General features: G+C 75.2%; 15 protein-coding genes. 8 read left to right on the top strand and 7 right to left on the bottom strand.

Translation table 11 applies throughout. From position 1 onward, the window contains the following. Window positions 1-58: 58 nt before the first annotated feature. From HUT16_RS23140 to HUT16_RS23150, 3 genes are all read left to right on the top strand, one after another. Complete coding sequence (locus HUT16_RS23140) at window positions 59-631, top strand: cob(I)yrinic acid a,c-diamide adenosyltransferase (RefSeq protein WP_176190008.1); 573 nt, start codon at window positions 59-61, stop codon at window positions 629-631. A gap of 576 nt (window positions 632-1,207) precedes the next feature. Then, a complete protein-coding gene (locus tag HUT16_RS23145) occupies window positions 1,208-1,543 on the top strand; it encodes an STAS domain-containing protein (protein ID WP_176190009.1) in 336 nt (111 codons plus the stop codon). Window positions 1,544-1,686: 143 nt separating this feature from the next. Further along, window positions 1,687-3,978: an ATP-binding protein gene (locus tag HUT16_RS23150; protein WP_176190010.1), complete on the top strand. Its 2,292-nt coding sequence runs from the start codon at window positions 1,687-1,689 to the stop codon at window positions 3,976-3,978. Between the two features lie 364 nt (window positions 3,979-4,342). Here HUT16_RS23150 and nucS read toward each other — a convergent pair whose 3' ends face one another. Next, the gene (gene nucS / locus HUT16_RS23155; protein ID WP_033214724.1) at window positions 4,343-5,002 is read right to left on the bottom strand and encodes an endonuclease NucS; all 660 of its coding nucleotides are present in this window, start codon (window positions 5,000-5,002) and stop codon (window positions 4,343-4,345) included. A gap of 606 nt (window positions 5,003-5,608) precedes the next feature. Here nucS and HUT16_RS23160 point away from each other — a divergent pair. After that, window positions 5,609-6,001 (top strand): SCO5389 family protein, encoded by a 393-nt coding sequence (locus HUT16_RS23160; RefSeq protein ID WP_176190011.1) that lies wholly within the window; start codon window positions 5,609-5,611, stop codon window positions 5,999-6,001. Between the two features lie 170 nt (window positions 6,002-6,171). Here HUT16_RS23160 and HUT16_RS23165 read toward each other — a convergent pair whose 3' ends face one another. Beyond that, complete coding sequence (locus HUT16_RS23165) at window positions 6,172-7,284, bottom strand: LLM class flavin-dependent oxidoreductase (protein WP_176192823.1); 1,113 nt, start codon at window positions 7,282-7,284, stop codon at window positions 6,172-6,174. A 399-nt stretch (window positions 7,285-7,683) separates the two neighbouring features. On the opposite strand from HUT16_RS23165, the gene HUT16_RS23170 reads away from it, so the two are divergent. Further along, window positions 7,684-7,998, top strand: a complete 315-nt coding sequence (locus HUT16_RS23170; protein WP_176190012.1) for an ATP/GTP-binding protein — start codon at window positions 7,684-7,686, stop codon at window positions 7,996-7,998. 7 nt (window positions 7,999-8,005) lie between these two features. Here HUT16_RS23170 and HUT16_RS23175 read toward each other — a convergent pair whose 3' ends face one another. Together HUT16_RS23175 and HUT16_RS23180 are read right to left on the bottom strand one after the other, a co-directional pair. Then, window positions 8,006-8,773: an ABC transporter permease subunit gene (locus HUT16_RS23175; protein ID WP_176190013.1), complete on the bottom strand. Its 768-nt coding sequence runs from the start codon at window positions 8,771-8,773 to the stop codon at window positions 8,006-8,008. A 1-nt stretch (window position 8,774) separates the two neighbouring features. Continuing rightward, the gene (locus tag HUT16_RS23180) at window positions 8,775-9,791 is read right to left on the bottom strand and encodes an ABC transporter ATP-binding protein (RefSeq protein ID WP_176190014.1); all 1,017 of its coding nucleotides are present in this window, start codon (window positions 9,789-9,791) and stop codon (window positions 8,775-8,777) included. A 96-nt stretch (window positions 9,792-9,887) separates the two neighbouring features. Here HUT16_RS23180 and HUT16_RS23185 point away from each other — a divergent pair, with 96 nt between their 5' ends. Beyond that, window positions 9,888-10,679, top strand: a complete 792-nt coding sequence (locus tag HUT16_RS23185; RefSeq protein WP_176190015.1) for an alpha/beta fold hydrolase — start codon at window positions 9,888-9,890, stop codon at window positions 10,677-10,679. A gap of 102 nt (window positions 10,680-10,781) precedes the next feature. Here HUT16_RS23185 and HUT16_RS23190 read toward each other — a convergent pair whose 3' ends face one another. Beyond that, window positions 10,782-11,711: a cellulose-binding protein gene (locus HUT16_RS23190; RefSeq protein WP_176190016.1), complete on the bottom strand. Its 930-nt coding sequence runs from the start codon at window positions 11,709-11,711 to the stop codon at window positions 10,782-10,784. A gap of 4,846 nt (window positions 11,712-16,557) precedes the next feature. Beyond that, complete coding sequence (gene mce / locus HUT16_RS23200) at window positions 16,558-16,992, bottom strand: methylmalonyl-CoA epimerase (RefSeq protein WP_176192824.1); 435 nt, start codon at window positions 16,990-16,992, stop codon at window positions 16,558-16,560. A gap of 243 nt (window positions 16,993-17,235) precedes the next feature. Between mce and HUT16_RS23205 the strand changes: the two genes are divergently transcribed. Together HUT16_RS23205 and meaB are read left to right on the top strand one after the other, a co-directional pair. Further along, the gene (locus HUT16_RS23205; protein WP_176190018.1) at window positions 17,236-18,426 is read left to right on the top strand and encodes an acetyl-CoA C-acetyltransferase; all 1,191 of its coding nucleotides are present in this window, start codon (window positions 17,236-17,238) and stop codon (window positions 18,424-18,426) included. 85 nt (window positions 18,427-18,511) lie between these two features. After that, complete coding sequence (gene meaB, locus HUT16_RS23210; protein ID WP_176190019.1) at window positions 18,512-19,465, top strand: methylmalonyl Co-A mutase-associated GTPase MeaB; 954 nt, start codon at window positions 18,512-18,514, stop codon at window positions 19,463-19,465. Window positions 19,466-19,493: 28 nt separating this feature from the next. Here meaB and HUT16_RS23215 read toward each other — a convergent pair whose 3' ends face one another. Then, window positions 19,494-20,012: a MarR family winged helix-turn-helix transcriptional regulator gene (locus HUT16_RS23215; RefSeq protein WP_254897951.1), complete on the bottom strand. Its 519-nt coding sequence runs from the start codon at window positions 20,010-20,012 to the stop codon at window positions 19,494-19,496. Window positions 20,013-20,049 lie beyond the last annotated feature (37 nt).

Genomic DNA, 20,049 nt, shown 5'->3' on the forward strand with positions numbered 1-20,049 from the left:
TCCTCGGAGCAGGTGAGGCCCTGTTAACGCCGGTGAACCCGCCCGCTAGGCTGCGGGCATGGTGAACCTGACGCGCATCTACACCCGGACCGGCGACGACGGCACGACCGCGCTCGGCGACATGAGCCGGACCACCAAGACCGACCCCCGGCTGATCGCGTACGCGGACACCAACGAGGCCAACGCGGCGCTCGGCGTGGCACTGGCCGCCGGGCAGCTGGGCGCGGAACTGGTCGAGGTGCTGACCCGGGTCCAGAACGACCTGTTCGACGTCGGCGCGGACCTGGCCACCCCGATCGTCGAGGACCCGAAGTACCCGCCGCTGCGGGTCGAGCAGTCGTACGTGGACCGGCTGGAGTCCGACTGCGACCGGTTCCTGGAGGAGCTGGAGAAGCTGCGCAGCTTCATCCTGCCCGGCGGGACGCCCGGCGCGGCCTACCTGCACCTGGCGTGCACGGTGGTGCGGCGGGCCGAGCGGGCCACCTGGGCGGCGATCGAGGAGCACGGGGAGGGCATCAACCCGCTGACCGCGAAGTACCTGAACCGGCTCTCCGACCTGCTGTTCATCCTGGCGCGCACCGCCAACAAGGAGCGCGGCGACGTGCTCTGGGTGCCCGGCGAGAACCGCTGACGCGCGCTCACTCCGCCCGCCCGGGGAAGAGCGGGCAGGGGCCTGCCGGGACGCGCCGGATGATCGGCCTGCGGCGAGAGGCGGTGCCCGAAGAGCCGTACGCCGTACCGGGGTTGGCCGCCGTGGACGCGCCGGGGGAGGGGCCGGGCAGTGGCGGAGGGGTGCAGATCACACCCCCTCCGGCGCAGATCACACCGCCGGATCGCACCACGGCGGGCGCGGTCCTACTAGAGTCCGGCGAGAGCGATGCCGCTCCCGCAGGTGGTCCGTGCTGCCCGGGTGCGGGGCGTTCTGGGCGGCCGGGTGAGTTTGCTCACGGTCCGCCCCGCAGACGGGTGATTTGGGCGGTAATCGAGCGTAGGTGTGAGGTCATCCTGCGTATATTCCCTCGGACGGGTGAAGTTGAGGGTCAGTCCGGCGGGTGACAGCAACCTGCGGAACTGGTTCGCCGTCAGATTCAGGAAGGGGCCGGTGCGCGGACACGGCCCACGGGGTGCGGACGTTCCCCGGGTGCGGGCGTACGGGCGCACGCAGGAGCGGACGGACGTACGGCAGACGGCCGAGGAGGAGGACAGCGTGCGCATCACCGGCGACCACACCGGACTGGCCATCGAAGGGCGGCTCGACGTGCGCAGCGCCGCCGACGCCAGGGCACTGCTGCACGCCGCCGTCGACGGCGGCGAGGGCGACCTCGTCCTCGACCTCGGACGCCTGGAGTTCTGGGACGCCACCGGCCTCGGCGTCATCATGGGCACCCACCGCCGGGCCGGCCGGGCCGGCCGCCGGCTGGTGCTCCGCGAGGTGCCCGTGCAGTTGCAGCGGCTGCTGGTCGCCACCAGGCTGCACCGCATCCTCGCGGTCGAGGACGCGGTGCAGGACCCCTGCGGGACGACGCTGCCCGCGCTCGGCTGAGACCCGCCGCCGCCCGGTCTCCCCGCCCGCCCGCGGGTTCGTGTGCGGAGCGGCTAGGTGCCGGAACCACCCCTGTGTGGTGATCCGCCGTCGCCGTGTGGGAAAGTCTCCGGTCAGGTGTCCGAGTGGCGGGGAGCAGCGACGTGGGTCAGCCGAGCGGGGAGTTCCGGGGGGACGGGGTGCGCCCGCGCAGCGGGGAACTGGTCAGCGGTGAGCGGCTGGTGGTGGTCGGCGGGCCGGAGGGCTCGGAGGCCCGGCACTGCCCGGACGAGTGGATGCCGCAGCCCCGCCGGATCCGCGGACTGGTGCAGGCCAGGCCCGAGTTGGGCCCCAGCCCGGCGGTCGGACCGCTCGCCCTGGGCACCGGCGACCTGCGGCTGCTCGACCGCGACCACGACATCGAGGCCCTGCTGGAACAGCTCCGGGCGGGCCGCTCCGTCCAACTGGTCGGGCAGGCCGGATCGGGCCGCTCCGCGCTGCTCGCCGCCGTCGCCGAGGCGGCCGGCGAACTGGCACCGGACGGCGTGGTGCGGCTCAGCGGCTACCGGCGGACCGTCCCGGACCTGCTGCAGGAACTGTTCGCCGTCACCCACCAGGCCCCCGACTTCCGGCCCGACCGGGAACAGCTCGCCGAACTGCTGGCCGGCGTCGCCGCGGTGGTCGTGATCGACGACGTGGAACCGGTCGGCGAGGAGCTGGAGGAACTGCTCGCGCTCGCCCCCGAGTGCGCGTTCCTGATCGCCACCGCCCCCGGCGGCCCGCCGCCGCTGCCCGGTTCGCGGCTGCGCGACCACCTGGTGGCCGGCCTGTCCCGCCCCGCCTGCCTGACCCTCGCGGCCCGGCTGGCCGGCCGCCCGCTCGACGAGGTCGAACGGGCCTGGGCGGTGGACCTCTGGTTCGAGTCCGAGGGCCTGCCGCTGCGCTTCGTCCGGGCCGCCGCGCTGCTGCGCCAGCGCGACGTCACGGTGGACGCCCTGGTCGCCGCCCAGGAGGACCGGCGCGACCTGTTCGGCTCCGTCCAGGAGTACCGGACGCCCGGCGACCCGGCCGAACTGGAACGCGAACTGCGCCGCCAGGTGCCGCTGCCCTCGGTGGGGGAGAGCGCCGCCCCGGCCCGCCGCCTGGTGCAGGGCCTGAGCGAACCGGCCCGGCTGGTGCTGCGGCTGGCCCTCGCCCTCGGCGGCGAGTGCCCGACCGCGCCGCACCTGCCCGCGCTGGTCGACGTCGGACTCGGCGAGAGCGCCCTGCAGGAACTCGTCGAGAACGGGCTCGCGGTCTCCGTCGGCGGCCACCACCGGCTCACCGAAGGCGTCCTGGAGGCGCTGCTGCCCGAGGTCGAGGACGACGGCCACGGCCTGCCCGCGCCGTTCGCCCCCGGCGGGATCGCGCACGGCGCCGCCGAGCACCTGTCCTGGTGGGTCGGGCACGCCTCGGTGTCGACCCGTCAGGTCGCCGCCGAGGCCGAGGTGATCGTCGCCGTGCTGCTCGCCGAGCGGGACGCCGACCGCCCCGAGGAGGTGCTCCGGCTCGCCCGGGCCGCCGCTCCCGCGCTCGCCCTGTCGCTGCGCTGGGGTGCCTGGGAGCGCGCCCTGCAACTCGGCCTGGAAGCCGCCAGGATGCTCGGCGCCAACGCCGAACAGGGCTGGTTCCACCACGAGTTGGGCGTGTACGCGCTCTGCTCGGGCAGCCCGCAGCGGGCCGTCGCCGAACTGGAGGCGGCGATCGCGCTGCGCGCCGCCGCGGGCGAACAGCGCGGCGCGGCGGGCGCCCGCCGGATGCTCGACCTGATCCGGCTGGAGGAGACCGCCGCGCTCACCGCCGGCTCCGGCAGCGAACCCGCCCGCCGCCCCCGCTCCATCCGGGCCATCGTCCAGGTGGTGCCGGGCCGGCTGCGCAAGCGGGCCCCGCGCGGCGCCCGCAAGACGGTGCTGCTGGCCGGCGCGGCGGTGATGGCGCTCGGCGTCATCGGCACCGCGATCGGCGTCACCGCCACCGGGGACGAGCGCCCCGGCGGCGACCGCACCGGCAACTCCGCCGACGACCTGCCGCCGCTCGATCCCACCACCTCCGCGCGCACCACCCCGCCCGCCCCGAGCCCGTCCACCGGCGACAGCCCCTCCGGCACGGACAGCCCCGGCGCCAGTGACAGCCCGAGCCCCTCCGAGAGCGCCCCGGCGACGAGCACCCCCTCCGCCACCCGCAAGCCCACCGGCTCCCCGTCGGCGACCGGTACCGCGAAGCCGGGCAGGAGCACGCCGCCCGCCACCACGCCGACCAAGCCGCCGACCACCTCCAGCGGCCCCGCCACGTCGCCCTCCACGCCGACCGACCCGGCCACGTCGCCCTCCACGCCGACCGACCCCTCGACGTCGCCCTCCACGTCGACCGATCCCTCGACGTCGCTCTCCGCTCCGGCGCCCACCGACACGCCCTAGCCGGGGCGGTGACGAACCGTCAGCCCGTCGGCGGCCGGTCCGGGCCGGGCGGGGCGGCAGGGTGTTCCCGGGCCCGGGGCGCGTCGCGGGAGGCGGCGGGCGGTGCCCTGGAGGGCGCTGTGGGCGGCCCGCAGCGGGGCCGTGCACGCCTCGGCCCGGCGGGAGGCGGCGACGGCGGACAGCGCGGCGGCCACCGCGGCGCGGGCCGGTGCTCCGGCGGGCGCGGAAGTGCCGCTCGAACGACGGGCCGAGGACCGCGAGCGGCCGGGCCCGCCCGTTCCCGGCCGGGCCCCGTCGTCGATCCGGCCCCCGTCCGGGGCGGGCGCCGAGTCGGGCGGCCCGGTCCGACCGCCCGGACGGGGGCTCAGAACAGCTTGAGCTTGTCGTCGTCGATGCCGCGCAGCTCGTCGTAGTCGAGCACCACGCAGCCGATGCCCCGGTCGGTGGCCAGCACCCGGGCCTGGGGCTTGATCTCCTGGGCCGCGAAGACGCCCTTCACGGGGGCCAGCAGCGGGTCCCGGTTGAGGAGTTCGAGGTAGCGGGTGAGCTGCTCGACGCCGTCGATCTCGCCGCGGCGCTTGATCTCCACGGCGATCGTGGTGCCGTCGGAGTCCCGGCAGAGGATGTCGACCGGGCCGATCGGGGTCGGGTACTCGCGGCGGATCAGCTGCCAGCCGGAGCCGAGCACCTCCATCCGGTCGGCGAGCAGCTCCTGCAGGTGGGCCTCCACGCCGTCCTTGATCAGGCCCGGGTCGACGCCCAGCTCGTGCGAGGAGTCGTGGTGGACGTCCTCCAGCGTGATGATCAGCTTCTCGCCGGCCTTGTTGGTGACCGTCCACACGCCGTCCGCCTCCTTGAGGGAGCACGGCGGCGACATCCAGTTCAGCGGCTTGTAGGCCCGGTCGTCGGCGTGGATGCTGACGCTCCCGTCGGCCTTCACGATCACCAGGCGCACGGCGGAGGGCAGATGTGCAGCGAGGCGGCCCGCGTAGTCCACGGTGCACTTGGCGATGACAAGACGCATGGGGACAAGCCTAAGGCCCGCCGGGAGTGCCCCGGTCCGTGTTCGATTCCGGGGGGCCCGGCGGCGGCCCGGAATCCGGTGGGGCCGAGCCGACGGAATCCCGAGACAGCCGGTCCGGGCGGGCCCCGCCCGGGAGCCGTTTGAAGCGAGTGCGCGCACGGCGGGTGTGGACCGGGCGGGAGCGGCGAAGCATGGTGACCGCACGAGCACGTGCGGTGAGGTGCGCCAGCTCGGCACGGTGGGTTGGGACACGTCGGATTCCGGCCAATCTCGCCCCGGGAGGGGCGTTCCGGGCGGCAATCCACCGATTCACCAACCCGGGTGAGGGGGGTCCTGCCACGCTGGTCTGACCCCTCGGACCCAGCCCCCACGCGCGGCGTCCACCGATCCGTCGCACCGTCACCACTCGAACGACGCGCGCGGTTCACCGCACATGCGTCCCGGCACCCCCGGGCGCCCCCTCAGCACCTCCCGGCACACCCACGGCGCCACCCTCACCGCACCACCGGCAGGACCCGCACCGCCCGCACCACCCGTACGACCCCCCAGCACACCGGCACCACCGCCCCGGCGACCACGTCGGAGCGGACCGCGAGAGGAGAACCCATGTCGCTCGACGTCTCACCGGCCATGTTGGAGAAGGCCGAACGAGGCGAGGTCGACGAGCGGGAGTTCGTCGACTGTGTCCGCACCTCGCTGCCCTACGCCTGGGACATGATCAGCTCGCTGGTCGCCCAACTCAAGGTCGACGGAACCGACTTCGCCGACAACGACGTCCCCCCGCCGAGCGAGCAGGAGCGCGGCCAGCTGCTCCGCGCCCTGGCCAGCGACGCGATCCGGGGCGCCCTGCAGCGGCACTTCGGCGTCCGGCTGGCCTTCCAGAACTGTCACCGCGTCGCGGTCTTCGCCCCCGGCCCCGACACCGAGGAGCGGCTCGCCCGCTTCACCTCCGTCCGGGCCCAGCTGCTCAACCAGTCGCCGGAGCTGCGCGACTGCTGACCCGGCGTCAGCGCACCGCACCGCACCCGGCCCGACCGCGCGTCGGCGCCCCGTGCGGCCGCCGAACGCGGGCCCCCCGGTCCCAGCCGCCCGGGGTGGCCCGCGGCCGCGCCAGGGCCCCGTACGGGCCCGCACGGGGCCCTGGCGCGGCCCGGTGCCCCCGCCCGGGCTCAGGACAGCTGCGGCAGCACCTCCGCGCCCAGCCGGGCCAGGTTGTGCAGCGTCCCCATGGTGTCGCCCGAGCCCTCCGCGAGCAGCGCGAAGCGCCGGATGCCGGTGCTCTCCGCCGTCGCCAGCAGCCGGTCCGCGCACTGCCGGGGCGTGCCCACCGCGTGCAGGTCGCAGAGCAGCTCGGTGTACGCCCGCGGGTCGCGCATCGAGCGCTCCCGGCCGTCCACCGTGCGGTGCGCGCCCAGGCCGTGCGCGAAGAAGTCCGGCATCGTCCGCAGCAGGCGGGCCCGGGCCGCCCCCGCCCGGTCGTCGACCTGCGCCACGCCCGCCGCCACGTGCTCCCGCTCCACCCGGGCCAGCTGTTCCTCGCCGCGCCCCGCCGCCCGCCAGGCCGCCCGGTACGCCGCCAGCATCTCCCGCTTGTCCTCGTCGCCCGAGTGCATCCCCAGCAGCATCGGCAGGCCCCGCTCGGCGGCCGTCCGCACCCCGTCCGGCGAGGTGCAGGCCACCACCACCGGCGGGCCCGACCGGGCCGGCGCCGCCTCGTCCTGGCGCTGGCGCGGGATCACCGGGCCGCCCTCCAGGCCCAGCCAGTTCGCCAGGTCCGTCCGCCGGGCCGGCTCCGCGGCCCGCGGCACCACCGCCACCTCCGGGAAGGCGAACTGCGGCCCCGCCGCCCCCACCCGGCTCCCGCGCAGCCAGCGCAGCAGCAGGTCCAGGCGCTCCGGGAAGCCCTGCTCGTACGCCTCCAGGCCGCCGCCGAACACCGCCAGGTCGATCCACGGCCCGCCGCGCCCCACGCCCAGGGTGAACCGGCCGCCCGAGGTCAGGTGCAGCAGCGCCGCCTGCTCGCCCAGCGCCACCGGGTGGCGGGTGCTCAGCACGCTCACCGCCGTCCCCACCCCGATCCGCCGGGTGCGCCCCAGCAGCATCGCGGCCAGCGTCGCCGCGTCCGGGCAGACCCCGTACGGGACGAAGTGGTGCTCGGCCAGCCACACCGCGTCCAGGCCCGCCCGCTCGGCGGCCAGCGCGGCCGAGACGGTCCGCTCCAGCGCCTCGCCGTGGCCCTGGCCGGGGAACTGCGCGGACAGCAGGAAGGCGCCCACCCGGATCGCGTCCGTGCCGGCGCCCGGCGGCTGCTCGGCGGCGGGCCGCTCCGTCGGCGCCGCCCCGCCGCCGGCCGTCCGGGGAGCGGCGGGGCGGGCTTCGGGCCGGGCGGTGGTCTTCGTCATCGGGTGCCTCCATCGGTGCCGCGCAGGGTCGCGGGCCCCGCCGTGTCACCACGTGAGTAACCCATGTCATGTGCCAATGGCACGCCGAACCCTTGATTTCCCGGAGGGAGGAGTGGATTACCGCCGAACCGGTGGCGGCGCTTCCGGGCCCCGTGCTAATGGGGCGCGAGGGGCCGGCGGGACGGCCGCGCGGCCCGGCCGGTGCCGCGGTCCCGACCCTACGGGCCCGGCGCGCCCCGTACCCTTGGAGGCACGCCGCACCGAGGGAGAGGGAGTCCCGTGTCACCCCGCCGCAACCGGATCGACCAGCCCGAGGACCGCGGCAGCGGCGCACCGATGGGGAGCTCGCTGCGCCGGGTGGAGGAGTACCGGGGCGAGGAGTGGGTGGTGCAGACCGTGGCCGGCACCGCCGGGCGGTACTACCGGTGCCCCGGCTGCGACCAGGAGATCCCGCCCGGCGTCGGGCACGTGGTGGCCTGGCCCGACCACGGCGGCGGCGTGGACGACCGGCGGCACTGGCACCGGGCCTGCTGGGGAGCGCGGGAGCGCCGCGGCTCCAACATCCAGCGGGGCCGCGGCGCTCCGAAGTACTGACGGACGGTCAGGCGTCCCGCTTCTGCAGGACCAGGTAGCCGAACAGCAGCGCGGCGGCCGTCCACAGCGCGCAGATCAGCAGGCCGACCCACGGGCCGTACGGCTGGTCGGCCGGCTGGTAGACCTGGAGGGAGCGGGAGCCCGCCCAGTCCGGGAAGTAGTGCGCCACGTTCTTCGCCTTCGGCACCACCGAGAGGATCGGCGAGAGCAGGAAGAAGAACGGCACCAGGATGCCCAGCGCCAGGGTCTGGTTGCGCAGCAGCACCGTCACGCCGGCCGAGAACAGGCACAGCAGCGTCAGGTAGAGCGCCGCGCTGAACACCGCGCGCAGCACGCCGGGCGAGCCCAGCGTGGTGTGGTGCTCGCCCAGCATCGCCTGGCCGGCGAAGAAGGTGACGAACGCCGTCACCAGCGACACCGCCAGGGCGAGGCCGCCGATCACCGCGGCCTTCGCGGCCAGCAGGGTGCCGCGCTGCGGGACGGCGGCCAGCGACACCCGGATCATGCCGCTGCTGTACTCGTTGCCGATGGCCAGCACGCCGAAGACCACGATCGCCAGCTCGCCCAGCATGATCCCGGAGAAGGCGGTGCCGGTGGCGTCGAACGGGGTGCTGGAGCCCTCGGTGACGTCGGCGAAGTTGTTCTTGGTCACCAGCGACAGCAGGACGCCGATCACCAGGGTGACCAGGAAGGCCGCGGCGAGCGTCCAGACGGTGGAGCGGACGCTGCGGATCTTGGTCCACTCGGACTGTGCGACAGCGGGGAACGCGGCCATCTCAGCTCTCCTTCCCGGGCGTGCGGTCGTTCCAGCCGGCGCCCCAGGCCGGTGCGGCCTCGGCGGCCGGTGCGGCCTCGGCGGCCGGTGCGGCCGGTGCGGCCGGTGCGCCGTCGGCGCCGGTGCGGTACTCCACCGATTCGGCGGTCATCTGCATGAACGCCTCCTCCAGCGAGGCCTGCTGGGGGCTCAGCTCGTGCAGGGTGACGCCGTGCGCGGCGGCCAGGTCGCCGAGGACCACCGGGTCGCCGTCGACTACCTCCCAGGAGCCGTCCGGGCCGGCCTCGGCGGTCAGGCCCGCGCCGTGCAGGGCGTTCAGCAGCTGCTCCTGGTGCGGGGTGCGCAGCCGCACCGAGGAGCGGGAGTTGCGCTTGATGAACTCGGCCATCGGCAGGTCGGCGAGCAGCCGGCCGCGGCCGATCACCACCAGGTGGTCGGCGGTCAGCGCCATCTCGCTCATCAGGTGGGAGGAGACGAAGACGGTGCGGCCCTCACCGGCCAGGCGCTTCATCAGGTTGCGGATCCACAGGATGCCCTCGGGGTCGAGGCCGTTGACCGGCTCGTCGAACATCAGGGTCTGCGGATCGGCCAGCAGCGCGGAGGCGATGCCCAGGCGCTGGCCCATGCCGAGCGAGAAGCCGCGGGCGCGCTTCTTGGCCACCGCGGTCAGGCCGACCATGTCCAGCACCTCGTCCACCCGGGTGCGCGGCACCCGGTTGGACTGGGCCAGCCACAGCAGGTGGTCGTAGGCGGTCCGGCCGGGGTGCACCGCCTTCGCCTCCAGCAGGGCGCCGATCTGGCGCAGCGGGTCCCGGATCTCGGCGTAGTGCTTGCCGTTGATGGTGACCTCGCCGCTGGTCGGGTGGTCCAGGTCGAGGATCATCCGCATGGTGGTGGACTTGCCGGCGCCGTTCGGGCCGAGGAACCCGGTCACCACGCCCTCCGGGATCCGGAAGCTCAGATCGTCGACGGCCAACTTGTCGCCATAACGCTTCGTCAGGTGGTGCAACTCGATCATGTGTCGCTCCTAGGTCTCTGGTCAGGTTATGACAGAAAGCGGATGAACCGGACAACCTGCATCCGAGGGGTGCCCGTCGGGCCCTACGGTGGAACCATGACCTCGCCCAGCGCGCCGACCGTCCGCGAGAACGGCACCGGTACCCCGCTCGTCCTGCTGCACGCCTTCCCGCTCCCCGCGCGGATGTGGGAGGTCCAACTGGAGCGAGTACCCGGCCCGGCCGGGGACGACGCCCGGGTGATCGCACCGGACCAGCGCGGCTTCGGCACCGCCCCGCTCGGCGGCCTCCCCCCGTCGCTGGACACCGCCGCCGACGACCTGGCCGCGCTGCTGGACGGCCTCGGCGTCGAACGCGCCGTCCTCGGCGGCCTGTCGATGGGCGGCTACGTCGCGATGGCCTTCGCCCGCCGCCACCCCGAACGGCTGGCCGGACTCGTGCTCGCCGACACCAAGGCCACCACCGACACCGACGCCGCCCGCGCCAACCGGGAGCGCGTCGCCACCGCCGTCCTAGAGCGCGGCAGCGTCGACCTGCTCATCGAGGAGCGGATGGCGGAGAACCTGCTCGCCCCCGGCACCGACCCCGAACTCATCGGCGCCGTACGGCAGATGATCGCCGAAGCGAGTCCGGCCGCGGTCGCCTGGGCGCAGCGCGCGATGGCCGCCCGCCCCGACTCGCTGGACGAACTGGCCGCCCTGGAGGTGCCCGCCGCGGTCATCGTCGGCGAGCTCGACACCGTCACCCCGCTCAGCGAGGCCCGGATGATGGCCGAGGCGCTCTCCGACGCCGAACTGACCGTCATCCCGGCCGTCGGCCACCTCTCCTCGCTGGAGGCCCCGGAGACCTTCAACGCCGCCGTCCGGGCCCTGCTCAAGCGCGTCAAGTAGCCACCGGGCCGACAACGCACCGCGGGGGCCCGGAGCGTGAACTCCGGGCCCCCGCGGGCTGTTTCAGGACTTCAGCGGTGTCCCCGACAGGGCGACGGGGCGTCAGCGCGACTGCTGCGCCGGCACGCCCATCGAGTCGTCGGTCGGCAGCGAGGCCGCCGCGACCGCCGCACCGGTCAGCGTCGCCAGCATCTCGCGGACGTTGGTCAGCTGCGCGTTGATCGAGTCGCGGCGGTTGGTGAGCGCCGCCAGCTCGCGCTCCGACTCGCTGCGGACCCGGTCGGCCTTGGCGTTGGCGTCGGCCACGATGTCCTCGGCCTGGCGCTGCGCGGTCTCGATGGTCTGGCGGGAACGGCGCTCCGCGTCGGTGCGCAGCTTCTCCGCCTCCAGGCGGAGCTGCTCGGCGCGGTGCTCGATCTCGGCCAGCCGCTTCTCGGCCTTGGCCTGACGGGCCGCCAGGTCGCGCTCGGACTGCTCCCGGCGCTTGGCCAGGTTGGTCTCGAACTCCAGGGCGGCCTGCGCGGCCTTGGTGCGGGTCTCCTCGAAGAGGGCGTCCGCCTCCTCGCGCTTGTTCTGCGCGTCCTTGTTGGCCTCGGCGCGCAGCTGCGCCGCGTCCGACTTGGCCTTGTCGACGATCCGCAGGCCCTCGTCCTCCGCCTTGGCCTTGCGGTCCTTGGCGTAGTTCTCGGCCTCGGTGCGGACCTGCTGCGCGGCGGCCTCGGCCAGCTCGCGGTGCTGCTCGGCGGCGCGGTGCGCCTCGTCGCGCAGGTCCTTGGCCTCCTCCTCGGCGAGGCGGAGGATCTTCTCGACGCGGGCACCGAGACCGGCGTAGGAGGGCTCCGCCTCGGTGACCGCGGCCTGGGCCGTCTGGGTCTCCAGGTGGAGTTCCTCGATGCGCTTCTCCAGCGCGCTGATCCGGGAGAGCGCGCTGTCCCGGTCGGCCACCAGCTTGGCGATCCGCTCGTCGACCTGGGCGCGCTCGTACCCACGGCGTACCAGGTCGAAGCCGTGCGGGGAGTGACTGTCGCTCATGGGATTTCTGGGCTTCCTGTCGTCAAACCGCTGAGATGGTTGAGGGAATCCTGACACGGTACCGGAGTGTCAACGGCGAAACGCCGTTGGTCCGCGGACAATGTCCGCTCAATCGGGTGGCGCGCTCCCGGAGCGATTGCCTCCCGACCGCGGAGAGCCCACTCCGGCACTCGCCTTGGGCCCTCCGTCCTTCTTGCTTCCCCCGTTGTGGTGGGCCGACGGCACGGGCGCCTCGAACGCCTCCAGTGCCGACAGCACGTCCTGGACCCGAGAGATCTCGGTGTTGATGTCCTTGCGGCGGCGGACCAGTTCGTCCAACTCCCGCTGGCCCTCGTCGGTCACGCGCTTGGCCTCCGCCCGGGCCTCGGCGAGCAGCCGCTCCGCCTCCTCGGCGGCCAGCCGCAGCTGCTCCTCGGCGTCCGAACCGGCCCGGCGGACCCGCTTCTCGGCCTCGTCGTCGGCGCGCTTGAGCCTGGAGGCGGCCTCGTCGGCCGCCGCCTCCAACTGCTCCTCGGCCTCCATCTCGGACGCCTTGAGCTTCGCCTCCGCCTTGATGATCAGCGCCTCCGCGCGGGTGGTGGAGTCGGCGAGCTTGTTCTCGGCCTCCTTGAGCAGCGTCTCCGCCTTGCGCACCGCGGAGATCCGCACCCGGCCCGCCTCCGCCGACGCCTCCGAGGTCAGCTCGGACGCCCGCGACTCGGCGGCCGCGATCAGCTCCGCCGCCCGCTCCTCGGCCTCAGCGACCTGCGCCTGCGCCTGCTCCTCGGCCTCGGTCAGCTGCTCCTGGGCCGCCGTCACCAGCGCGTCCACCCGCTCGCCGGCGGACTTCATCGCCTGCGCGTTCTCCTTGCGGGCCCGCTCGTGCAGCGCCTCGATCTCGGCGTCGGTGCGCTCGCGCAGCTCCTCGGCCCGCTCGCGGATCGCCGTGGAGTCCCGCCGGGCCTCCGACAGCAGCGCGTCCGCGTCCGAACGGGCCTTCTCCACCTCGGACTTGCCCTGCGCCTCGGCCTCGGCGCGCAGCCGCTCCGCCTCCTGGCGGGCCGCCGTCACCATCGCGTCGGACTGCTCCTCGGCGGCCGCGGCCACCGCCAGCGCCTCCGACTGCGCCTGCTCGCCGAGCTGCTCGGCGTCCGCGAACGCCCGCTCCAGCACCGACTTCGCCTGCTCGCGGGTCGCCCGGTCGTACGACTCGGCGGCCTCCCGGGTCTCCCGGTCGAAGGACTCGGCCCGGCCGCGGATGTCCGCGTCGAACTCCTCCGCCAGCAGCCGGGTCGCCAGCGCGTACTCCTCGGCCTCCGAGCGCAGCGCGGCCGACCGCTCCTCGGCGTCGGCCAGCGCCGCCGCCGCCAGCTCCTCCGCCTCGGCCAGCACGCGGTGCGCCCCGGCCTCCGCCTCGGCGCGCTGCTGCTGCACGAACTCGGCCACGGCGGCCCGCAGTTCGGCGGTCTCCCGGTCGGCCCGCTCGCGCAGCTCCCGGTCGTACGCCTCGGCCTGCTCGCGCAGCTCGGCGCGCTCGCGCTCGGCGGCGGCCCGCAGGTCGGCGATCTGGCCGGTGGCCTTCTCGTGCATGCCCGCCACCGACTGGCGGACCTCGGCGGCCTCCTGCTCGGCGGCCGAGACCAGCTCGGCGGCCCGCGCCTCGCCGTTCGCCCGCAGCTGGTCGGCGGCGTGCTCGGCCCGCTCGCGCAGCTCCGCGGTCTCCCGCTCGGCGCTCTCGCGCAGTTCGCGGTCGTACGCCTCGGCCTGCTCGCGCAGCTCCGTGGTCTCCCGGTCGGTGCGCTCGCGCAGCTCGGCGCTCTCGCGCTCGGCGACGGCCCGCAGCTCCGCGGTCTCCCGGTCGGCGCTCTCGCGCAGTTCGCGGTCGTACGCCTCGGCGGCCTCGCGCAGTTCGGCGGTCTCCCGGTCGGTGCGCTCGCGCAGTTCGGCGGTCTCCCGCTCGGCGACGGCCCGCAGCTCCGCGGTCTCCCGGTCGGCGCTCTCACGCAGTTCGCGGTCGTACGCCTCGGCGGCCTCGCGCAGCCGGGACGCCTCGGCCCGGTCGGCGGCGGCCTCGGCGCCCAGCTCCGCGGCGTCCGTGCGGGCGGCGGCGAGGGCCTGCTCGGCCTCGGCGCGCAGCCGCTGCGCGTCCTGCTCGGCCTCGGTGCGGGNCTGCGCGGCGTCCGCCTCGGCGCTCTCGCGCAGCTGCCCGGCCTCGGCGGTCGCGGCCGCGCGGACCTGCTCGGCCTCGCCGTCGGCGGCCTCCCGGATCGCGGCGGCCTCGGCCAGCTTCTCGGCGGCCAGCGCCAGGTCGCGCTCCAGCCCGGCGCGGGCGGCCTCGCGGGCGGCGGCGGCCTCGCGCAGCGCCTCGGCGGCGGCCTCGGCCCGCTGGGCGACGGCGCGGGCGGCGTCCTGGGCGTCGGCGCGGACGAGCCGCCCGGCCTCCTCGGCCTCGGCGCGGTACTGCTCGGCCCACTGGGCGGTGTCGGCCCGCAGCGCCTCGGCGGCGGCGTCGGCCTCGGCCCGGACGGTGGCGGCCGCGGCGGCGGCCTGCTCGCGCAGCTCGGCGCCGTGCCGCTCGGCGGCGGCCCGGGTCTCCTCGGCGGCGGCCTCGGCCGCCGCCAGCGTCTCGGTGCGGGCCTGCTCGGCGGCGGCGGTGATCTTCTCGCCCTCGGCGCGGGCCCGGGCGAGCGTCTGCTCGGCCCGGCCCTGGACGGCGGCGGCCTGCTCGCGGGCCTCGGTGCGCAGCCGCTCGACCTCCTCGCCGGCGCCCGAGCGCAGCGCGTCCGCGTCGGACTTGGCGCCGGTCAGCAGCTCCTCGGCCTGCTTCGCGGACTCCTCGACCTGCACCGCGGCCTGTCGGCGGGCCTCGGCCCGGACCCGCTCGGCCTCCGCCTCGGCGGCGGCGCGGTGCTCCTCGGCCTGCTCGCGGGCCTGCGCGGCCTCGGCCTGCATCCGCTCCAGCTGCTCGCGGATCGAGGCGGCGTCCTCCATGGCGGCGTTCTGCGCCTGCTCGACGGCCTCGCGGGCCTGCTCCAGCAGGGTGCCGGCCTCGGACTTGGCGTGCTCGACCAGCCGCTCGGCCTCCGCGGCGGCCTCGCCGCGGGTGGCCTCGGCGTCGGTGCCCGCCCGGGCGAGCACCTCCTCGGCCTGCTTGGCGGCGCGGGCCAGCCGCAGCGCCGCGTCCTTGGCGCCCTCGGCGCGGCCGGCCTCCTCCGCCTCGGTGCGGATCCGCTCGGCCTCGGCGGCGGCGGCCTCGCGCAGCGCGGCGGCCTCGGCCTCGGCGGCGGCCCGGCGCTCGGCGATCTCCGCCTCGGCCTCGGCGCGCAGCTCGCCCGCGACCGCCTCGGCGGAGCCGCGCAGCCGCTCGCTCTCCTCGCGGGCGGCGGCCTTGGCGGCGTCCGCCTCGGCCTGCACGGTGGCGGCGGCGGAGCGGATCAGCTCGGCCTCGCGGGTGGCGGCGGCCACCATCTTGGCGATCTCGGCGCGCGCGGTGGCGGAGCGCTGCTCGCTGGCGGCGGCGCCGTCGGCGACCTTGCGCTCGGCCTCGCTGGTGGCCTCGGCCTGGAGGCGTTCGGCGGCGGCGGTGGCCTCCTCGCGCATCCGGGCGGCCTCGGCGCGGGCCCGCTCGGTCTCGGCCAGGGCCTCGGCGCGCAGCCGCTCTATCTCGGCCTGGGCGTCGGCCAGGGCGGCCGCGGCGCGCTCCTGGTCGGCGCGGGCCTGCTGTTCGAGGGCGGTGATCTGGGCCTCGGCGGCGGCGAGCTTCTGCTCGGCGGCGGCGTGCGCGTCGGCCAGCTGCTGCTGGGCGGCGCCGAGGGCCGCGGCGCGGTGCTCCTCGGCCTGGGCACCGGTCTGCTGAGCCTGCTCGGAGGCGGCGCGCAGCAGGCGCTCGGCGTCGGTCTGGGCGCGCAGCAGGGCGGCCTCCGCCTGGGCCTGGGCCTCGCCGCGGGCGGCGTCGACGTCGGCGGCGGTCTGGGCGCGGGCCTGGTCGGCGAGGGCGGCGGCCTCGGCGCGGACGGCGGCCATCATCCGGTCGGCCTCGGCGCGGGCCTCCTGGAGCAGGCGCTGGGCCTCCTGCTCGGTGCCGGCCCGGGTCTGCTCGGCCCAGTTGACGTTCTCGTTGACGTGGCGCTCGGCGGCGGCCCGGAACTCGGCGAGCTCCTCCTCCAGCCGGCGGCGCCGGGTGGAGAACTCGGCCTCCAGCTGGGCGGTGCGCTCGGCGGCCTCGGCCATCATCCGCTGGGTGGCGGCCTGGGACTCGCGCACCGCGCGCTCGGCCTCCGCGCGCAGCGCCTCGGCCTGCATCTCGGCGTTGCGCAGGACCTGCTCGGCCTGGCCGGAGACGGAGTCGAAGGCGCGCGGCTGAGCGAGCTGCCGACGGGCCTCGTGCAGCTTGGCCCGGAGGACCTCCACCTGGTAGGCGAGGTCGTCGGCGTGCTCGATGGTCTTGTCCCGCTCCTTGCGGGCCTTCTCCAGCTCGGCCTCGAACTTGGAGAGGTGATCCTCAGCCTCGTAGCGGTCGTAGCCCCGCACTCCGCGGTCCATCCATCTCCTGGTCGCGTCCTCGACCGGGCCGCCCCGTCCCGTGGTCCACGGGCGGGCCGGTTGGTCCTTGCAATCGCTCCGCCGTCCGGGTGGACTCCTGAGCGAAATGTTGCCTCTGGAGAATGGTGACAGATCCGAACGGCGACCGTCCGGCCGTGCCCGCGTCGTGGACTCCCCTGCGGTGCGCGGACCGTCGGTACCGGCGCACCTGGGCATTGTAGTGGGAGCCGGTCCCGGGGGAATGGGGGCGAGGTGCTTTTCGGAAGTTACCGACCGGTTCGTTACCGGCCGGTCCGCTTCCGCGGGAGCTCCGTACCCGAATCGGTCAGTGTTCGGACGGGTCCGCGCTGGTGACCAGTTCGGTCAGCACGCCGCCGCAGTCCTTGGGGTGCAGGAAGGTGATCCGGGAGCCCATCGAACCGCGCCGCGGCTCGTCGTACAGCACCCGCACGCCCTTGCCCGCGATCGCGGCCGCGTCCCCGTCCACGTCGGCGGTGCCGAAGGCGACGTGGTGCACGCCCTCGCCGTTCTTGGCCAGCCACTTGGCGACGGTCGAGTCCTCCCGGGTCGGCTCCAGCAGTTGCAGGTAGGAGGCGCCGCCGTCCCCGGTGTCGTTGATCTTCAGCATGGCCTCGCGGACGCCCTGCTCCTCGTTGACCTCGGTGTGGAACACCTCGAAGCCGTACGTCGCGCGGTAGAACTCGACCGTCCGGTCCAGGTCGAAGCAGGCGATGCCGATGTGGTCGATGCGGGTCAGCACGGTGTCCTCCGGGAGGGGTGGGACGGCGAGGGGTGGCACCCAGTGCAGCGCATCCCGGCGGCCGGGCGCCAGCAGCCCGTCCTGCGAGTCTGCTCACACGTTCCGGCCCTGTTCCGGCACGGTGTTCACTGGGGAGTGCCAGTAGCGCTGATCACACCGCCGCGGCGGTGACGCAGAGGTGACCGATCAGTACATTGACGGCATCCCCGTACCCTCTGGTCCGACGCGCGAAGGGGCTCGTCCATGACTACTTCTGTGATCGTCGCAGGTGCCCGCACCCCGATGGGGCGGCTGCTCGGCTCGCTCAAGGGCTTCTCCGGGGCCGAGCTGGGCGGCTTCGCCATCAAGGCGGCCCTGGAGCGGGCCGGGATCACCGGCGACCAGGTCCAGTACGTGATCATGGGCCAGGTGCTCCAGGCCGGCGCGGGCCAGATCCCGGCCCGGCAGGCGGCGGTCAAGGCCGGCATCCCGATGAACGTCCCGGCGCTGACCATCAACAAGGTCTGCCTCTCCGGGCTGGACGCGATCGCGCTGGCCGACCAGCTGATCCGGGCCGGCGAGTTCGACGTCGTGGTGGCCGGCGGCCAGGAGTCCATGACCAACGCCCCGCACCTGCTGCCCAAGTCCCGCGAGGGCTTCAAGTACGGCGCGATCGAGATGCTCGACGCGATGGCGTACGACGGCCTGACCGACGCCTACGAGAACATCCCGATGGGCGAGTCCACCGAGAAGCACAACACCCGCCTCGGCATCGCCCGCGAGGTGCAGGACGCCATCGCCGCCGCCTCCCACCAGCGCGCCGCCAAGGCCCAGGCCGACGGCGTGTTCGAGGCCGAGATCGTCCCGGTCGCCGTCCCGCAGCGCAAGGGCGACCCGGTGCTGTTCAGCCAGGACGAGGGCATCCGCGCCGACACCACCGTCGAGGGCCTGGCCCGGCTGCGCCCCGCCTTCAGCAAGGACGGCACCATCACCGCCGGCACCTCCTCGCAGATCTCCGACGGCGCCGCCGCCGTGGTGGTGATGAGCAGGGCCAAGGCCGAGGAGCTGGGCCTGAGCTGGATCGCCGAGATCGGCGCGCACGGCAACGTCGCGGGCCCGGACAACTCGCTGCAGTCGCAGCCGTCCAACGCGATCCGGCACGCGCTGGCCAAGGAGGGCCTGGAGGTCGGCGACCTCGACCTGATCGAGATCAACGAGGCCTTCGCCGCCGTCGCCCACCAGTCGACGAAGGACCTCGGCGTCAGCGACGAGATCGTCAACGTCAACGGCGGCGCCATCGCGCTCGGCCACCCGATCGGCATGTCCGGCGCCCGCGTGGTGCTGCACCTGGCGCTGGAGCTCCAGCGCCGCGGCGGCGGGGTCGGCGCGGCCGCGCTGTGCGGCGGCGGCGGCCAGGGCGACGCGCTGATCGTCAAGGTCCCCGCGCAGGGCTGACCGAACGTCCGAGGACCCCGCAGCGCCGTCGCGTACGGTGCTGCGGGGCGTCCGTCTTTTCCGCTGGCTGCGAGGAGCGATTTCGATGGCCGATGTGGCGACGCTGGTCGAGCAGGCCCGGCAGGGCCGCCCCCGGGCGGTGGCCCGGCTGATCACCCTGGTGGAGAACGCCGCACCCGAACTGCGCGAGGTGATGGCGGCGCTCGCCCCGTACAGCGGGCGGGCCTACACGGTGGGCCTGACCGGCTCGCCCGGGGTGGGCAAGTCGACCTCCACCTCGGCGCTGGTCAGCGCCTACCGCCGGCTCGGCAAGCGGGTCGGGGTGCTGGCCGTCGACCCGTCCTCGCCGTTCTCCGGCGGCGCGCTGCTCGGCGACCGGGTGCGGATGCAGGAGCACGCCACCGACCCGGAGGTGTTCATCCGCTCGATGGCCACCCGCGGCCACCTCGGCGGCCTGGCCTGGGCCGCCCCGCAGGCGCTGCGGGTGCTGGACGGGGCCGGCTGCGACGTGATCCTGGTGGAGACCGTCGGCGTCGGGCAGTCCGAGGTGGAGGTCGCCGCGCAGGCCGACACCTCGGTGGTGCTGCTGGCCCCCGGGATGGGCGACGGCATCCAGGCCGCGAAGGCGGGCATCCTGGAGATCGGCGACGTGTTCGTGGTCAACAAGGCCGACCGGGACGGCGCGGACGCCACCGCCCGGGAGCTCAACCACATGCTCGGGCTGGGGGAGTCCCGGCAGGCCGGCGACTGGCGGCCGCCGATCGTCAAGACCGTGGCGGCCCGCGGCGAGGGCGTGGACGAGCTCGTCGAGGCGCTGGAGAAGCACCGCGGCTGGCTGGCCGAGACCGGCGAGCTGGACGCCCGCCGCCGGCGCCGGGCCGCCCAGGAGGTCGAGGCGATCACGCTGGCCGCGCTGCGCGCCCGGATCGGCGACCTGCGCGGCGACCGGCACCTGGACGCGCTGGCCGGGCGGGTCGCGGCGGGCGAGCTCGACCCGTACGCGGCGGCCGACCGGCTGGTGGCCGAGCTGACCGCCTGACAGCCCGCCGGGCCGCCCGCCCGCCGCGTCAGCCCCGGCCGCGGAGCCCGCGCAGGTGCTCGGCGATCGGGGCCAGGGCCGCGTACAGCGCGTCCAGCTGCTCGTCGGTGAGCCGGTCGATGAAGTGCTCGCGGACGCTGCGCACGTGGTCCGGGGCGACCTTGCGCAGCGTCTCCCAGCCGTGCTCGGTGAGGTGCGCGTACAGGCCGCGGCGGTCGCCCGGGCACTCCTGGCGCAGCACCAGGCCGGCCGTCTCCATCCGGGTGATCTGGTGCGAGAGCCGGCTCTTGGACTGCAGGGTGGCGGTGGCCAGATCGGTCATCCGCATCCGGCGGTCGGGGGACTCGGAGAGCACGACCAGGATCTCGTAGTCGTTGATGGCCAGGTTGTGGGTCTGCAGCTCCCGGCTCAGCTGGTGGTCGAGGAGCTTGCCGACCTCCAGGTGGGCACGCCACAGGCGCTGCTCGCGGGCGTCCAGCCACGGGGCCTCGGCCTCGCCCTCCGGGGCGGGGGAGACCTCGGGCGCTGCGGTCACGGGGTTGTCCATGGCCCCGAGTATAGCCGAAGTTGTTCAATGTTGTACG

This window comes from Kitasatospora sp. NA04385 (genome assembly GCF_013364235.1).
In the GTDB taxonomy this organism is placed as follows: Bacteria; Actinomycetota; Actinomycetes; order Streptomycetales; family Streptomycetaceae; genus Kitasatospora.

Coding starts and splice junctions, on each gene's coding strand:
- HUT16_RS23140 (WP_176190008.1), top strand. CDS start 59: ATGGTGAACCTGACGCGCATCTACACCCGGACCGGCGACGACGGCACG.
- nucS (WP_033214724.1), bottom strand. CDS start 5,002: ATGCGTCTTGTCATCGCCAAGTGCACCGTGGACTACGCGGGCCGCCTC.
- HUT16_RS23160 (WP_176190011.1), top strand. CDS start 5,609: ATGTCGCTCGACGTCTCACCGGCCATGTTGGAGAAGGCCGAACGAGGC.
- HUT16_RS23175 (WP_176190013.1), bottom strand. CDS start 8,773: ATGGCCGCGTTCCCCGCTGTCGCACAGTCCGAGTGGACCAAGATCCGC.
- HUT16_RS23180 (WP_176190014.1), bottom strand. CDS start 9,791: ATGATCGAGTTGCACCACCTGACGAAGCGTTATGGCGACAAGTTGGCC.
- HUT16_RS23185 (WP_176190015.1), top strand. CDS start 9,888: ATGACCTCGCCCAGCGCGCCGACCGTCCGCGAGAACGGCACCGGTACC.
- HUT16_RS23190 (WP_176190016.1), bottom strand. CDS start 11,711: ATGAGCGACAGTCACTCCCCGCACGGCTTCGACCTGGTACGCCGTGGG.
- HUT16_RS23205 (WP_176190018.1), top strand. CDS start 17,236: ATGACTACTTCTGTGATCGTCGCAGGTGCCCGCACCCCGATGGGGCGG.
- meaB (WP_176190019.1), top strand. CDS start 18,512: ATGGCCGATGTGGCGACGCTGGTCGAGCAGGCCCGGCAGGGCCGCCCC.
- HUT16_RS23215 (WP_254897951.1), bottom strand. CDS start 20,012: ATGGACAACCCCGTGACCGCAGCGCCCGAGGTCTCCCCCGCCCCGGAG.